Source organism: Bacillus stercoris (genome assembly GCF_029772985.1).
GTDB classification, from domain to species: Bacteria; Bacillota; Bacilli; order Bacillales; family Bacillaceae; genus Bacillus; species Bacillus stercoris.
This window is the reverse complement of the sequence record NZ_CP121861.1, coordinates 480294-495544: the sequence shown is the minus strand read 5'-3', so window position 1 is coordinate 495544 and position 15251 is coordinate 480294. Positions and strand designations below refer to the sequence as shown.

The window sequence follows — 15251 nt, the reverse complement described above, 5'->3', positions numbered from 1 at the left end:
AACGATCTTTTTTCCTCATAATAGTAGAAACATAAAAAAAGGGGGAACCCGTTGTGGATGCAATGACAAATAAACGGCTGAGACTGACGCTGAAAACCGTTCGCGCCTTTATCTTTTTAGGGGCTTTTGCGGCCTTTGCGGCAGCGGCCGTGTTTATGACTGTCATTTTGATAGCCAAATACCAGGGCGCTCCCTCGGTGCAGGTGCCGCAATCCACGATTTTGTATGCGAGTGACGGATCAAAGCTCGGGGAAACGAACTACGGCGAAAAGCGCTATTGGGTCCCCTTAAAGGACATGAATCCGACGATCGTAAAAGCGACAGTGTCGATTGAAGACCAGAATTTCTACGATCATCACGGCTTTGATTATAAACGCATGGCAGGCGCGGCGCTTGCTGATCTGAAAGCATTTGCCAAGGTTCAGGGTGCAAGCACCATCACCCAGCAATATGCGAGAAACTTATACCTTGAACACGACAAAACGTGGAAACGGAAATGGAATGAGGCGTTCTACACGATCCGTCTGGAACAAAACTATTCTAAGGACGAGATATTAGAAGGCTATTTAAATACGATTTACTACGGCCATGGCGCCTACGGCATTGAAGCCGCTTCCCGCCTGTATTTCGGCAAGCATGCCAAAAACCTGACGGATGCGGAGGCAGCGCTTTTGGCAGGAATCCCGAAAGGCCCTTCCGGCTATTCACCGTATGTCAATGAGACGAAAGCCAAGGAACGCCAGAAAACGATTGTGCGGATGATGGAAAAGCAGCAGATGATCAGCCAAAAGAAAGCGGATGAACTGATCAAGGAACCTCTTTCCTATCAGCCTTTGAATAAACAAGTTTCCAAGAGAAAGGCCCCTTATTTCTATGACAATGCGATGAGAGAACTGGAGAAAAAGCTTGGCATGACGCGGGAGCAAATTGAAACGAGCGGGTTAAACGTCTATACAACGGTGGATAAACGGATGCAGCGCATCGCCGAGGAGACCATTACCAAAACGGTTAACGCGGGCTCTGACATTCAAGTCGGGTTTTCAGCCATTGATCCCCGCACCGGAAACGTTCTCGCCCTTGTCGGCGGCAGGGATTATCAAAAAAGCCCGTTTGACCGGACGACACAGGCGAAGCGCCAGCCTGCTTCGACGATCAAGCCATTGCTGTACTATAAAGCGATTCAAAGCGGATTTACGCCAGTCACTTTGATGAAAAGCGAAGAAACCGAGTTTCAAATTGATGCAAAGGGAGAAACCTATTCACCAAGCAACTATAACGGATACTACGCCAACAAGCCGATTACGCTTCTGCAGGCGCTGGCGCTTTCCGACAACATTTACGCTGTGAAAACGCATCTTTTTCTCGGCACGAACAAACTCGTAAAGGCCGCAAAGGAATTCGGCATTACCGCCCATCTTCAAGCACTGCCGTCCCTGGCACTCGGCACTGAACCCGTACGCCCGATTGAGATGGTCAACGCCTATGCCATGCTCGCAAACGGCGGAAAGAAAATCGAACCGACTTTTATTTCGCGAGTTACGGACGCGGCGGGCCATGTGCTGTACGAAAACCCGGGTCAGCATAAACAAGTTCTTGATGAAAAAGCCGCTTTTGTCACGGCGAGTATGATGACAGGCATGTTTGATACCGATTTAAACGGATATACATCGGTAACCGGACGAACGATAGCCAACCGCCTGACAAGAACGTATGCCGGAAAATCAGGAACCACCAGCGCAGACAGCTGGATGATCGGCTTCAATCCGAAGCTGGCCGCGGGTGTTTGGACTGGTTATGACAAAAACAGCACCATCGACTCGGTCGAAGAAAAAAGCTATGCTAAAACCATTTGGGCGGACTTCATGGAGAACGCGCTCAAGGGCGATCCGGAAACCGCGTTCAAGCCGCCAAAAGGCGTAACCGGCGTGTACATTGATCCAAAGACAGGCTACTCATCAGGTCCCGGCTGCGCCGCAAAGCATTACACATATTTTGTGAAAGGCACAGAACCATCAAACGTGTGCTACGGGGCAGAACCCGCAAAACAAACAAAAGACCGGCTTCCAGCCAAAGAAAAGCCCGCTTCCGAGAAAAAATGGTGGGACAAATGGCTGGGGCGAAATCATTGAAAATAACCCGGCTTCTCGGAGGCCGGGTTATTCGTATGGTTGGTCAATGCCCCATGGAAGCAACTTGTTTCACTGGATAAGTCTGTCCGAACTCAAGTGAATTTCATCCATCAACTATTTGGAATTCCTGCTTAAGACTAGATTCCACTAGAAAATGTTTTGCCCCTTTATATCTTTCCTAAGCATTTGCACCAGAACCCCTTCTTTCAATGCAAAAACTTAAGATGTATCGCATTATCTTTAGAATCATTTCCATTTCCATAAAGCTCTTATAAAGTTGAATTTCTTGTTTTATTTTAGCTTGATGCTGAAAAGATACTAGAATGCAATTTTTTTCATTATTCAAATCAGGATAAATATCTACTGTCGTTTGATAGGCAATGCATAATAGCCAAAAGCTAAATCCAGCAAGGCACTTGCTTCTTGACGTAGTAACAGATCTTTCGGACGGAACATAAAGGATCCGTCAGCATTGATGGAAGTATCAGGGTCTAGAATTCCTTGGGAGGCAAGTGCCTGAATCGATTGAATTGCCCAGTCATCCGCAGCATCATGTAATTTAACTTTAATAGCTTTATCAGGTTGAATCGGTTTCATGTCATGAATTTGCTTTAAGTTTTGAATCATGGTTGCCGCGACCTGTCGGGTAATCGGAGTAGCACGGTCATACCCTGGAATTCCTTTCATAACTTTTTCCCTTGCCTCCTTGGAGTCGTCAGGAAAACCGTTCCATCCATAAGCAAGTAACAACGCATCCGTAAACTCTCCTTGTGTCATGATGTCCATCGGATTGAATAGATTACCTGTTTTAGCACCCATAATATTTAGAGCATGAAGATTATCAATGTGACTTCTATAGTTACTCTTTTGTGGAACGTCATCAAAAGGTGGTTTGTTGTTAATTCTCTGGGCATCTGCTACAAAATCAAGGCTTTTAGGAGAGTTGTAGTGAAAATATGCGATTTCTCCAGCTGAATTCTTTTTGAAGGCAACTTTGTTACCTTCCGAATCTTCAAATAACAACGGATGAATCATTTTGAGAGCTTGTTTTCCAGTTCCACCCTCCATGACCAAGTTCCCGTTTTCATAAGTGAAATGAGTGCGAAGTGCAGCGAAACGCGTATTTTGGAATAGGCCCAAGTATTGATGCGCTTCTTTTTCCTCTAACGGGAGATAACTTGTTTTTCCTTCATTCTTCTTAGCAGGGAAATAGTGATCCATGAGAGTTTCATATATGTCTACACTCATCATTGAATCATTATTGTAAGACATGAAGAATGCTGTTTTTTGTTCAGGCACTAAGATCAGCAATGATTGATGTCCAGGCATGCTTCCCCCTTTTATTACAACGTGTTGACCGTTAGCAAATTCATTAAAAGGCGTTTCAAACCCAATTGTTGCAACAGGAATCGTCTTATCATCAAAAACTTGATAGGAATGCATCATATCTATGCTTTTTTCACTTACAATTTCTTTGTCTTTAAACTTTCCTTTCTGTAGTTGCATAATCATGTATTTTGACATGTCTTCCGCAGTAGATAAAATGCCTCCTTGTGGCGTATCCCTTAAACCGCTCCCGCTTGTTGGAATCGGGTCGCCAGTGGGACCATAATGTGTAGCCATTCTTTCGAGAAGATCAGGTGTAAAGCTCATACTTGTAGATTTCATATTTAATGGTTTAAAAATATTCTTTTCCATATATTTCGAGAAAGAGGTGCTAGTAACATTCTCTACTGCTAACCCCGCGAGCGCAAATGAGACGTTGTCATACGTATAAGCTTCTCCTGGTGGCCGTATCACTGTTGGCATATGTTTAGAGAAAAATTCTTTCATTGGTATATTATTATTAATATATTCAGGTCCGGTTATATTTGTGAGATCGGGAAAATCTACCCCGCTAGTATAAGTGAGCATATCAAACAGGGTAAGAGGTTTCCCTGTTTGATTAGGTATTTTTAATCCACCAAGGTATTTTTGTACATCTTGATCTAGTTTAAGCTTTCCTTTATCAACTTGCTGCATCACAGCCAAAGCAGTAAAAGTTTTTGAGACTGAAGCGATTTGAAAAACCGTGTCCTTAGTAACGGGGATTTTCTTTTCTTTATCAGCATATCCATACCCTTTATTGACAACGACCTTTCCATCGTGAACCACGACAAAACTAGAACCGTTCACATTGTACTTCTTCATTTTTTCTTCAAATAACGGATCAGCAAAAGATTCTATTTCTTTTTTATTATTAGGTCCTTTCGCAATTTGGATATTAGTCGTGGAAGCCGATGGTTTTGATTTTCCTGCTTCTTGTTGGGAACAAGCAGAAATCATAGTTGAAGAAGAAAGAAGAATTGCAACGATCCCCAGTTTGTTAATTGCTTGTTTCATTTTTATACGCTCCTTTATTTGATTCGGATTTTTTGTCAGCACAACGAGTTAGCGTATGAACAGAGTGTAGCAAGGGGTAAGTCATAGTCGCTAGTGAGCTTTTGTCATATTTATAAAGGACAACAAAAATTGAGTGAATAAGGCTGTATTGATAGCTATGTCATAAAAATCATGACATTTTGACACTACTGTATGTGACAGAAAAACACTTAGAATCAAGGAGCAGTTTTAAAGTATTAACAATAAATGCTGAAGAATTAGTAAAGATGGGGATTTCTCTGCTCCCAGACTTTGCCCCAGGAAGGGGCTGGTCCTACTCAAACACAAGATACGCCCTTACTGAAAAAGTAACTGGAAACAGCTATGCGGAAGAGGTTGAAAATCGAATTATTGAACCGCTTGAATTGTCGAATACATTCCTACCTGGTAATTCAACGGACTTATTCTAACCAGGTAGCTCGGATGGAGATATGATTTCTACTGCTGACGATTTAAACAAATTTTTTTCTTACTTAGTGGCAAATTACTGAAGGAACAGCAACTAAAACAAATGCTTACTACAGTTCCTACAGGAATAGAAGGAATGGATGGATATGGTCTTGGAATCTATGTAACTAAGCTTCCAAACGGTATATCGATATGGGGACACACAGGTGGCATTCCAGAGCTTTCCGCTCTTGCTGAAGGCACACTTGGAGGCAAGCTTGGCCGTCAATTTGAACAGCCTTAAAGATAAATAATAGTCTTGATCCTTTTAAAAATATTTTACTTGCTGAATTTAGCTAGTAGGCAAAAAGGAAAAACGAATAAATTTTGTCATAGTTTTTATAGTTGAAAATATACTTTTCCGGTTCAAAAAACAAAATCCTCGGTAACATGAAAAAACGTTATTCTTTCTCTAGAATCATAGGAAAGGATAGCGTTTTTTACATTTGGGGGTAAAGCCATTTCTTAAGTTAAAATGTAGATTTACAACGGTAAACTCATCAAGGTAATTCTGGCAACAAAACATTGTTGACATTAAAATTTATACATTGTTCATAAACATAATAAAAATAAGGCTTAGATTAATTAGAGTGTAATCGTATAAGAGAGGCGCATTTTATGAAATACTGTACTAAAACTATTTACCAGCCCTCTGTGAAGATAGGTTTTAATAAAATATTCATCTCCCTTATACATTGTTCCAATTTTAGTCTACGACTTTTATAGTCATCGACATCCTATTCCAAAGTGTTTTACTTTTTCGATATGAAAATCCAAATACCCCTTTTAAACAACTTTCCAACTCTTTATTCTTCATTGTAGTTTCAAATATGGTAATGGGTAGTGATGCCGTGCATGATCTGTATGTTCCCCATTGACTTCAGCTAACTAGTTCAAGTGAGAGTGTCAAGAAAGTAATCCTGTTTCTTTTGCCTTTTGTACGGCTTCTTCTCGATTTTTAACTCCTAGCTTCTCATAGAGATTGGAGGCGTAATTTCTTACCGTTCCGTTTGACAAGTAAAGTTTCGAAGCTATTGTTTTATAACGGCTTCCTTGTGATAATAGTTCCAAAATCTCTAATTCTCGTTTCGTTAATCCATACTCTTTTCCATCTGATTTTGATTCAAATGATCCTATTTCTTCATTTTCTTCCCACATTCTATGGAACAAGTCATGATTAATCATCGTACCTCCTCGATAGACTAGACGAATTGATTCAGCTAGTTCACGCGAATCTATGGATTTCAACAAATATCCATCCGCACCATTTCGTATGATTTCTTTTGCCCTTTTTGTATTCTGAAAGGTTGACAGAATGAGTACACGAATGTCCGGCCATTGTTCCTTAATCATTTTAGTCGCATGAATTCCATCCAAATTAGGCATCTCTAAATCCATTAATACTACATCTGGCTTTAGTCTTTCACACAATTCCATAGCTCGTTCTCCATCTTCAGCCATTCCCACTACTTGTAAATCCTCCTGCCCATCCAAAATTGTATGCAGACTTTCTCGAATAAATGACTGATCATCGACAATACACAGGCGGATTTGTTCACTAGACAGTTGTACTTGTTTCGGTAATACACATGAAATTAACGTACCTTCCCCTTTTTTGGAATAAACAATAACTCTTCCTTGTGACTGACTCACGCGCTCTTTCATTGCAGTTAATCCAAAACCATCCTTCCACTCTTCCGCCCCGCATCCATTATCCTGTACATCCAATCTTATCTGTTGTGGTTCAAAGTGGAGTGACACAGTAATTTCTGTGGAATGCCCATGGCGAACAGCATTTGTTAGTGATTCCTGCAAGCTCCGATATAGTGTCATTTTTGATTGTTTGGAGACCATATACTCTTCCCCTATTATTCGAGTACGTACATTTACCTTTGTATGTTTCTTAAATTCCTCTGTCAATTGTTGTAATGTGATAGGTAAGGGAAGCGACTCTTGTGATAAATCCATTTGATGCAAATACAGTCTTACTTCTTCCATACTGTTACGGGCCAATTGTAATAATGAATCGAGCTGTTGCTCTCCTTCTTTAGTCTTTAATTCCGTACGTAATGTTTCCATACCCATAATAATTGAAGTATAGGAATGCCCCATTGTATCGTGTAAGTCTTTCGAGAGCCTATTACGTTCCTCCAGTAAAGTAATCCGTTCAACCTGGGATACGTATTGTTCCAATACATGTTTCTGGTTCCGAATGGTTTCACTTTGACGGTAATTAATAGCCAGTAAACGAAAGAAAGAGCCCATAGCAAAAGCTAAACTGAGGTGTGGGATGATTACCCATAAATCTGTTACTTTGGAAAATATCGCAATGAGCAACGGAAACAAAATAATTGTGATAGGACCCGACCAGCGGTAAGATTTATGAGCGCTATTTGCCGCAATCATAAAAGTTGGCATTAAAAAAGCAAGATACGCTGACGGAAATAATAAAGTTAAATAGAAACACACTCCGCCAAATAATATTATTTCAGTCAACAAATAATAGCGATAACTGAACATTAAACAAATCCAAGGTACTGAAAATGAAACGACTTCCCAAAGAATTATGATCCAAAGTGGTACTGTCAAATGATCTTGTTGTTGGGTAGTCGCAAATATCAATGATAGCCAAATGATAAAACGTATACAAAGTAAGGCCCAATCATACCAAAACCATAGTTTCAAAGTCTTAAACAAGTTATCACTCCTTTATAGCTTTAAACATAGTACGTGTATACATTCCAATTATTCGAACTAAACAGTTTCCAATACATATACGTATCCAGATGAGAATACATCCAACAATCATGACAAAAAAAGCTTCCGTCCACGAATTCACAGAAATCCCCAACAAGTATATATTAAAATATCGAAAAAGTAAGGGCGTAACGATAAATACTAGCGGCGTTACATACAGTAAAATAGCGCATATAAGACTCATTATTCCGATAAAGAACTTCTGCATCAGCCAAAAAATAGCCCTCCAGTTGCTATTATTAAAGATTGTATCGCTCGCTTTAATCCATTTATCTCCCTCCTTTCTTCTCCTTGATTCGAATAACTCTATCGATATATCCGTATAAACCTTTGTCTGAATGCGTTCATACTGAACAAACGTGTGAGTTGTTTGTAGCACCCAAGCCAACAAGGGAATACCAAAAAAGATAACCGTCATTACTAATGCAAATGTAATGCTGACCAGATAGAAACAAAAGTAAAAGAATCCGGATGCAAAGGTAAATAACAAGAAATAGAAATCTTGCAAAGTTTTTTGAGCTGATGCTTTCGTCATTAAAATCTCTCCTCCTCATTCATTGTCAATGCGGTAAAAGCTACTTTTTGATTCTAAGTATTTTTCTGTCACATACGGTAGTGTCAAAGTGTCACGGTTTGTATGACATAACTACCTAGACAGCGGCAGCCCACTCAATTTTTGTTACCCTTTATAAAAATGACAAAAGTTCACTATCGGCTATGACTCGCCGCGCTTGCTACACTACACTCTGTTCATACGTGGTACGGCCATCAGGAGAAGCTTATACGTATGACAACGCCTCATTTGCGCTCACAGGGTTAACAGTAGAGAAATTTCTCGAAATATATGGAAAAGAATATTTTTAAACCATTAGATATGAAATCTACAAGTATGAGCTTTACGTCTGATCTTCTCAAAAGACTGGCTACACCTTATGGGCCCCCCGGCGATCCAAATATAAAACAGATTTCTTCCGTCTAATATAGTGGATTATTATTTTTATAATGGAAATGATAAGCATGCAAAAAACCGATTCTCTTTACACTAAAAAGAATCGGTTTCTAGTTCTATCCTCTAGATAACATTGGATAAAGGAATGAGGAAACTGAGATATTATCACTTGAGAGCATTAATTGTAACCTTGGCAGCCTGCGCAATCAGTTCATTATCATAGGTAGCATCTTTCTTATCTCGGCTGGACAGAATTGCGATGATAATAGGTGCTCTATTCGGTGGCCAAATGATGGCGATATCATTTCGTGTTCCGTAGCTTCCGGCTCCAGATTTATCACCGACTTCCCAGTCTTTTGGTACGCCAGCGCGGATGAGTTTGTCTCCTGTAGCATTTCCACGCATCCAATCTGTAAGAATTTTACGTTTGTCAGCTGGGAGCGCATTTCCGACTGTGAAAGCTTTAAGATCGGTAGCAAGTGTTTTTGCTGTACTTGTATCACGAATGTCTCCCGGAATAGCTTCGTTCAAATCCGTCTCAAAGCGATTAGCCACGGTAACGTTATCACCAATCTGTCTAAGCGCTTTTTCAAAGCCTTTAGGTCCGTCTAGTTTCTTGAATAAAAGGTTCCCCGCAGTGTTATCACTATAGCGAATAGCAGCCTCGCAAATTTCCCCAAGGGTCATCCCAGTGTCCACATGTTTCTCTGTGACTGGTGAATACGTAACTAAGTCATTTTTGGTATAGGTAATGACCTCGTTTAATTTGTCAATTGAGTTTTGCTGTAATACAGCTCCTGCCGCCAAAGCTTTGTAGGTAGATGCGTAAGCAAACCGTTTATTAGGTCGATAAGTTACTGTCTGGTTTGTACCAGTGTCGATAGCATAGACACCTAGTCGAGCGTCAAACTTTTTCTCAAGTTGAGCGAACTCTCGATGAGTCGCATGGTTTGCATGATTGTTGTGCTCTGTTTTTTCTTTTGCTTCAACTTGCAATGGTTCACCTATAAAGAATTTTACGCTTGCAAGGCTTAAACTTAGTATGCCAACACACACCCCTATTTTTAGCATCCTTGTACTTTTCAAAATGATCATTCCCTTCAGACTTTTAATATTTAAAACGGATGTTAAATTAGATACAATTGTATTGAATTTGAACATCAGTTTTTAAAATTACACTTAATAGACAATCTAAATAACAATATTGTTCCATATCTTTTAAAAAAATAATTTAACCTTAAGATAAAATAGAACCTACATAGAGAAGGGTTTTATGTTACATACAAGAAGCTTTGAATTTTTTGAGCAAATAGTTGTAATTCATCAGATACAGAAATAGGCATGCAAAAGGAAATGATGACTAGTACAGCTGATTCCCCGTTAGGAAAGTATGGGCTTAGCATACATGCAACAAAATTGCCGGACGGTACCGAAGGATGGGGGCATGGTGGTGGCATTCCCGGGTTTACTAACTTTGCAGGTGGAACGGAAGATGGTCAACATGTCATTTCGATAAACATCAATGTACTAGGAGCAGAAAAACATATCAAGAATATTTTAGTCTCAGAGTTTGCAGGGAAAACCAAACAGGTAGTAACCAATTAAAAAATCCCAAGTGTCATAGCAGGCGGATTAAAGAAGGATAAACGCTGGCCTTATGCAACAGGGACAGCGAGTTACGAGGTACCGCGCGCAGTAGAACCGAACTTTTCATTTCGTATTGGAAGCATCACGAAGACGTTCACAGCGTCCGTTATACTGCAGTTGGCTGAGGAGAAACAATTAAACCTTGATGATTCGGTTGAAAAATGGTTACCGGGGATCGTACAGGGTAATGGGTATGACGGTAACAAAATTACCATTCGTCAGTTATTGAATCATACAAGCGAGATTGCATCCTATACAGATTTGAATATGACGGAATGAGACCTAGATCTCTAATACTTGATCCTTTTGAACCGGCAGTTCATTCACTGCCTCATAATAGTTAAGACAGTTACCACATTCACACATATCCTTTATATCTTTCTCATACTGCTTTCTCGTTTCTTCCACGTCGGCTTTTATCAACCAATCGCCGACTCGAATGGTTTCGTACATCATATCCCCCTAAAAATGAAAAACCCCGAGTCTTGTTTCGGCTCGGGATTTTCCATGTCCTATTTCTGTATCACCAGTTTACTCAATGTTTAGGAAAAATATCACAAATATTCTAAAGGTTCACAGAAAATTCACAAATTAATTATCTTCCGGAAGCAGGCTCGTTTTTAACTCATCTGAGGAACGGTCCCATAGGCCCTGATCATGCTTTTTCAGAAATTCGCCTAGTACACGCTTCGAGCTGTCGTCCATTTTATCAACGATGATTTTCCGTTTCATGGATTTATCCATCAGATTCACATGCTCAGGCAGTGACTTGTAGCCTCTTCTGATGCTTCTGTCGACCGTCATTTCACAGGCTGTTACCCCTGCGTAATAAGGGCCCTCTTCTCTTCTGTCAATCGTCACCCACACAAGCCAGTATGGTTTTCCGTTCGGAACTTCTTCTTTATTCGGGAGAAATTTAATTCCTTTTTCAACGGTGCTGCGGGCATGCATGGCGCCGATGTCTACGAACGCTTCTTTTTCCTCTACATCGACGAACACGGGAGAAATGTTATCAAGGCTGAGTGCCCCTACGCCAAAACCGCCGTGTCCGTCTGTCGGATCACTTTTGATAATATTAAACCCGATTGATTTTTTCTTTTTTTCTTCCATGAAGTTCTACCTCCTACAAAAGCGGTTGAAATATCGCTGAAAACAGCTTTAAAATCGAATCTCTTCCTGCATTAAGCAGCGGCCACAGCACGTAAGATCCGAGCGGTGTCACAAACAAAACCAAAAACACGATAAAGCCGTAGTTCTCCGCTTGCGTCATTTTGGCACGCACGCCCGGCGGAACGAGATCTTCTATAATTCGATAGCCATCGAGCGGAGGAAGCGGCAGCAGATTAAATAAAAACAAGACAAGATTCAGCTGTATCCAAATAGAAAAAAACTGATCCAATCCCGTGCTGAATGCCGCAAGCATTTCCATTCCGTACGCATGCATCAACACTAACAAAAAGAAACCGATAAAGGCAAGAATCAGGTTACTGACAGGCCCGGCTATAGATACGAGCACACCGGCAAGCCGTGGTTTCTTAAAGAAGCGGCGATTAACAGGAATGGGACGCGCCCATCCAAAGCCGGCCACCAAAATCAAAATGGTACCGAACGGATCAAGGTGCTTGATAGGATTCAGCGTCAGTCTTCCTTGTTTTTTCGCCGTATCGTCACCAAATTTGTATGCGACATAAGCATGGGCAAGCTCATGCATCGTAAACGACACAATTAGCGTGATGACGAGGTATGGCATTAAAGATAACGGATAATATAAAAAACGGTCCAAGTGAGATATCCCTCTTTCTCAAAATGCAAGAATTTACTTTATTCAGTATACTATAAGAAGCCTCTTTTTCTAAAGAGAGGAAACGAGATAAAGGAGGATTCAGCACACATGCCATACGTAACTGTCAAAATGCTCGAAGGCCGTACAGACGAGCAAAAGCGCAATCTTGTTGAGAAAGTAACAGAAGCCGTAAAGGAAACAACCGGCGCTTCTGAAGAAAAAATTGTTGTCTTTATAGAAGAAATGAGAAAAGACCATTATGCCGTTGCAGGCAAACGCCTGAGCGATATGGAATAATCTCTATAAAGCCGGCGCTTCGCGCACCGGCTTTTTCTATCTCTATTGAGCCAGCTTCGCAATAATCGCCAAGAACGTCTTCTTCTCTTCGGCTGTTAAACGTTCAAACATCCCGTCAATCAGCTGCTGGCGGTTTTCGATCATTTGTTCAGCCGCTCCCCGGCCCGATTCAGAAAGCGTAATCCATACGGTACGGCGGTCATTATTATTTCTGGATCTCTCAATAAACCCTTCCTGCTCTAAATGATTCAGAGCTGTAGTCGTGGCAGAGGGAGACAGTGTGACCTCCTTCAAAATATCCTTTATGGTGCAGCTCCCATGTCTGTATATGATCCGCAGAATAAATCCTCTTACATTATTCACGTGTTTCGGAACGGTGGCTTCATCTAATTGCTTCGTGCTTTTCAAATATTTTGTAAGTGCGTGATCCAGCAAATTTGCTTCCAGTTTGTCATGGTCCATGTCAATTTCCCCATTTCGAGATGCATTCATAACATACGAACGATATGATTTACTTATTATTTTACTGATTCCGAATAGGGAAAGTCAAAAAAGCAAAATGTGAATTTACAGCTTTTATCCTACATGCCTCGATTTTCCACCTGTTTCACAAGCTTATCTTTGAATGTCTGAAAAGAAACGTGTTCATTCTGCTGATGTCCGAATTGGCGGACGTTAACCGCGTTCTCCTGCTCCTCTTGATCTCCAAGCACCAGCACGTACGGGATTTTCTGCATCTGCGATTCTCTGATTTTATAGCCGAGCTTCTCATTGCGCTCATCAATGCCGGCTCTTATCCCCGCCTGCTTCAGCTTCGCCTGCACCTTTCTGCAATAATCCAAGTGTACGTGCGAAACCGGTATGATTTGAACCTGGATCGGTGCGAGCCAGACTGGAAAAGCCCCGCCGTAATGCTCAATCAAAATACCGAAGAAACGGTCGATCGAGCCGAAAACCGCTCTGTGGATGACAACGGGACGAACCTTTTCATTGTGTTCGTTGATATATGTTAAATCAAATTTTTCCGGCATTTGAAAATCAAGCTGAATTGTCGCACATTGGTGGCTCCGTTTTAGGGCATCTTTTATGTGGAAATCAATTTTCGGCCCGTAAAACGCCCCATCGCCTTCATTGATCTCATAAGAGAGGCCAAGCTCGTCAAGGACGCGTGCTAAGGCACGTTCCGACGCTTCCCAAAGGCTGTCATCGCCTAATGAATCCTCCGGGCGAGTCGAAAGCTCAACTGAATACTCGAAACCAAATGTCCGATATACCTCATCAATCAGCCGAATCGCTTCTTTGATCTCACTCTCAATCTGATCCTCCCGAACGAAAATATGGGCGTCGTCTTGACAGAACGTCCGAACACGAAGCATTCCGTTTAAAGCGCCGCTGTATTCATGGCGATGCACCTGTCCGAATTCCGCCATGCGAATCGGCAGATCCCGATAAGAATACAGGCTGTTTTTAAAGATGAGCATATGGCCGGGACAATTCATCGGCTTCATTGCAAACCTTGTATCATCCACTTCTGAGAAGTACATATTGTCGCGATAATGATCCCAATGGCCTGACTGCTCCCATAACCGCTGATTCATCATAAACGGCGTACGCACCTCATCGTAGCCGGCATTTGTTTGCAGTTCACGCGAGAAGCGTTCCAGTTCATTGCGGACAATCTGCCCTTTCGGCAAATAAAACGGCATCCCAGGCGCTTCTTCAGAAAACATAAACAGCCCTAACTGTTTGCCGAGCTTACGATGGTCTCGTTTTGCCGCTTCTTCCAGCATATGCAGGTGCGCATCCAAATCTTTTTTCTTTTGAAACGCAACCCCGTACACCCGCTGCAGGACTTCATTTTTGCTGTCTCCCCGCCAATAAGCGCCTGATACTCTTGTCAGTTTGAACGCCTTGATCATTCCTGTAGAAGGAAGATGCGGCCCGCGGCACAGGTCAATGAATTCTCCTTGCTGGTACAGCGTGATATCCTCCCCGCGCGGAATATCCTTTAAAATCTCAAGCTTGAGGCGCTCGTCTTTTTGTGCAAACAGCTCTTCAGCTTCTTCGTAAGAAACCTCTATACGTTTGATTTCAAGGTTCTCATTTATAATGTGTTTCATTTCTTTTTCGATAGCCTCTAAGTCTCCTGATCCCAAGCTTTTCTCCAGCTTCATGTCATAGTAGAAGCCGTCTTCAATCACAGGCCCTACCCCCAATGACACTTCGCCGTACAGCCGTTTTACTGCTTGAGCCAGCACGTGCGCTGATGTGTGGCGAAGCACCTGCAAGCCTTCTTGTGAATCGAGTGTGACAATCGAAAGCTCAGCATCCTCCTCCAGCTTGAAACTGAGATCAACAAGCTTGCCGTTGACCTGACCTGCAGCCGCCTTCTTTTGCAGACTGGAACTGATCGAACCAGCTGCTTCCTTGATTGTGATGCCTTTCGGATATTCCTTGATCTGTCCGTCCGGAAGCTGAATGTGTACATGTTTACTCATTTTAAAACACTCCTTATTCATTGTTGTATATAAAAAAACACACCCGTCCCGCAGATAGGGACGAGTGTGTGATTAACCCGTGGTTCCACCCAAGTTCCCGACAAACACGATGTTGTCGGCTCGGTGCTGTAACGCAGCATAGACGGCATTGGATACTTTAGTTCCCCAATGCTGCTCAAAGGCGGTAAATGATATTCCTAAGCTGGGAAGCTCTCACCTTTTCTTCCCTCTCTGAAAACCGTAAAAATCATTCATGTCCTTTTCATCGCATATATTCAATTCATAAAAAAACACACCCGTCCCGCAGATAGGGACGAGTGTGT

The 15251-nt window shown here is 41.7% G+C and carries 11 protein-coding genes, 3 pseudogenes and 2 other annotated features (1 of these 16 only partly in view); of the genes and pseudogenes, 5 read left to right on the top strand and 9 right to left on the bottom strand.

What is annotated here, in order from left to right; all coding sequences use genetic code 11:
• The first annotated feature begins 53 nt into the window (after nucleotides 1-53).
• Nucleotides 54-2129, top strand: coding sequence for a transglycosylase domain-containing protein (locus QA442_RS02575; protein ID WP_095432271.1), 2076 nt, complete (start codon nucleotides 54-56; stop codon nucleotides 2127-2129).
• A 360-nt stretch (nucleotides 2130-2489) separates the two neighbouring features.
• On the opposite strand, the gene QA442_RS02570 is transcribed toward QA442_RS02575, so the two are convergent.
• The gene (locus QA442_RS02570; protein WP_095432272.1) at nucleotides 2490-4511 is read right to left on the bottom strand and encodes a serine hydrolase domain-containing protein; all 2022 of its coding nucleotides are present in this window, start codon (nucleotides 4509-4511) and stop codon (nucleotides 2490-2492) included.
• A 248-nt stretch (nucleotides 4512-4759) separates the two neighbouring features.
• On the opposite strand from QA442_RS02570, the pseudogene QA442_RS02565 reads away from it, so the two are divergent.
• A pseudogene (locus QA442_RS02565) lies at nucleotides 4760-5297 on the top strand (serine hydrolase domain-containing protein); the annotation flags it as partial.
• Nucleotides 5298-5903: 606 nt separating this feature from the next.
• Here the strand turns inward: QA442_RS02565 and QA442_RS02560 are convergent.
• Nucleotides 5904-7694 (bottom strand): helix-turn-helix transcriptional regulator, encoded by a 1791-nt coding sequence (locus QA442_RS02560; RefSeq protein ID WP_095432273.1) that lies wholly within the window; start codon nucleotides 7692-7694, stop codon nucleotides 5904-5906.
• A 4-nt stretch (nucleotides 7695-7698) separates the two neighbouring features.
• Complete coding sequence (locus QA442_RS02555) at nucleotides 7699-8289, bottom strand: sensor domain-containing protein (RefSeq protein ID WP_095432274.1); 591 nt, start codon at nucleotides 8287-8289, stop codon at nucleotides 7699-7701.
• A gap of 221 nt (nucleotides 8290-8510) precedes the next feature.
• On the opposite strand from QA442_RS02555, the pseudogene QA442_RS02550 reads away from it, so the two are divergent.
• Nucleotides 8511-8706: pseudogene (locus tag QA442_RS02550) on the top strand (serine hydrolase); the annotation flags it as partial.
• A 162-nt stretch (nucleotides 8707-8868) separates the two neighbouring features.
• On the opposite strand, the gene bla reads toward QA442_RS02550, so the two are convergent.
• Complete coding sequence (gene bla, locus QA442_RS02545) at nucleotides 8869-9798, bottom strand: class A beta-lactamase (RefSeq protein ID WP_409196910.1); 930 nt, start codon at nucleotides 9796-9798, stop codon at nucleotides 8869-8871.
• Nucleotides 9799-10044: 246 nt separating this feature from the next.
• On the opposite strand from bla, the pseudogene QA442_RS02540 reads away from it, so the two are divergent.
• Nucleotides 10045-10626: pseudogene (locus QA442_RS02540) on the top strand (serine hydrolase domain-containing protein); the annotation flags it as partial.
• Nucleotides 10627-10632: 6 nt separating this feature from the next.
• Here QA442_RS02540 and QA442_RS02535 read toward each other — a convergent pair.
• The 3 genes from QA442_RS02535 to QA442_RS02525 all read right to left on the bottom strand — a co-directional run bounded on the left by QA442_RS02535 (nucleotide 10633) and on the right by QA442_RS02525 (nucleotide 12133).
• Complete coding sequence (locus tag QA442_RS02535; protein ID WP_176465953.1) at nucleotides 10633-10803, bottom strand: hypothetical protein; 171 nt, start codon at nucleotides 10801-10803, stop codon at nucleotides 10633-10635.
• Nucleotides 10804-10941: 138 nt separating this feature from the next.
• Complete coding sequence (locus QA442_RS02530; RefSeq protein ID WP_015714898.1) at nucleotides 10942-11460, bottom strand: YwhD family protein; 519 nt, start codon at nucleotides 11458-11460, stop codon at nucleotides 10942-10944.
• Nucleotides 11461-11473: 13 nt separating this feature from the next.
• Nucleotides 11474-12133: a site-2 protease family protein gene (locus QA442_RS02525; RefSeq protein WP_014665778.1), complete on the bottom strand. Its 660-nt coding sequence runs from the start codon at nucleotides 12131-12133 to the stop codon at nucleotides 11474-11476.
• Nucleotides 12134-12241: 108 nt separating this feature from the next.
• Between QA442_RS02525 and QA442_RS02520 the strand changes: the two genes are divergently transcribed.
• Nucleotides 12242-12430 (top strand): 2-hydroxymuconate tautomerase, encoded by a 189-nt coding sequence (locus tag QA442_RS02520; RefSeq protein WP_003222038.1) that lies wholly within the window; start codon nucleotides 12242-12244, stop codon nucleotides 12428-12430.
• A 42-nt stretch (nucleotides 12431-12472) separates the two neighbouring features.
• Here the strand turns inward: QA442_RS02520 and QA442_RS02515 are convergent, their stop codons facing one another.
• Both QA442_RS02515 and thrS read right to left on the bottom strand, forming a co-directional pair.
• Nucleotides 12473-12892, bottom strand: a complete 420-nt coding sequence (locus QA442_RS02515) for a MarR family transcriptional regulator (protein ID WP_003242889.1) — start codon at nucleotides 12890-12892, stop codon at nucleotides 12473-12475.
• Between the two features lie 119 nt (nucleotides 12893-13011).
• Nucleotides 13012-14928, bottom strand: a complete 1917-nt coding sequence (thrS, locus tag QA442_RS02510; protein WP_095432275.1) for a threonine--tRNA ligase — start codon at nucleotides 14926-14928, stop codon at nucleotides 13012-13014.
• 53 nt (nucleotides 14929-14981) lie between these two features.
• Nucleotides 14982-15203 (bottom strand) — a binding site (T-box leader).
• Between the two features lie 31 nt (nucleotides 15204-15234).
• Nucleotides 15235-15251, bottom strand: a binding site (T-box leader) (it continues 205 nt past the right edge of the window).

Excerpts from the sequence above, each read along its gene's own strand:
- QA442_RS02570 (WP_095432272.1), bottom strand. The coding sequence starts at position 4,511 with ATGAAACAAGCAATTAACAAACTGGGGATCGTTGCAATTCTTCTTTCT.
- QA442_RS02555 (WP_095432274.1), bottom strand. The coding sequence starts at position 8,289 with ATGACGAAAGCATCAGCTCAAAAAACTTTGCAAGATTTCTATTTCTTG.
- bla (WP_409196910.1), bottom strand. The coding sequence starts at position 9,798 with ATGATCATTTTGAAAAGTACAAGGATGCTAAAAATAGGGGTGTGTGTT.
- QA442_RS02535 (WP_176465953.1), bottom strand. The coding sequence starts at position 10,803 with ATGTACGAAACCATTCGAGTCGGCGATTGGTTGATAAAAGCCGACGTG.
- QA442_RS02530 (WP_015714898.1), bottom strand. The coding sequence starts at position 11,460 with ATGGAAGAAAAAAAGAAAAAATCAATCGGGTTTAATATTATCAAAAGT.
- QA442_RS02520 (WP_003222038.1), top strand. The coding sequence starts at position 12,242 with ATGCCATACGTAACTGTCAAAATGCTCGAAGGCCGTACAGACGAGCAA.
- QA442_RS02515 (WP_003242889.1), bottom strand. The coding sequence starts at position 12,892 with ATGGACCATGACAAACTGGAAGCAAATTTGCTGGATCACGCACTTACA.
- thrS (WP_095432275.1), bottom strand. The coding sequence starts at position 14,928 with ATGAGTAAACATGTACACATTCAGCTTCCGGACGGACAGATCAAGGAA.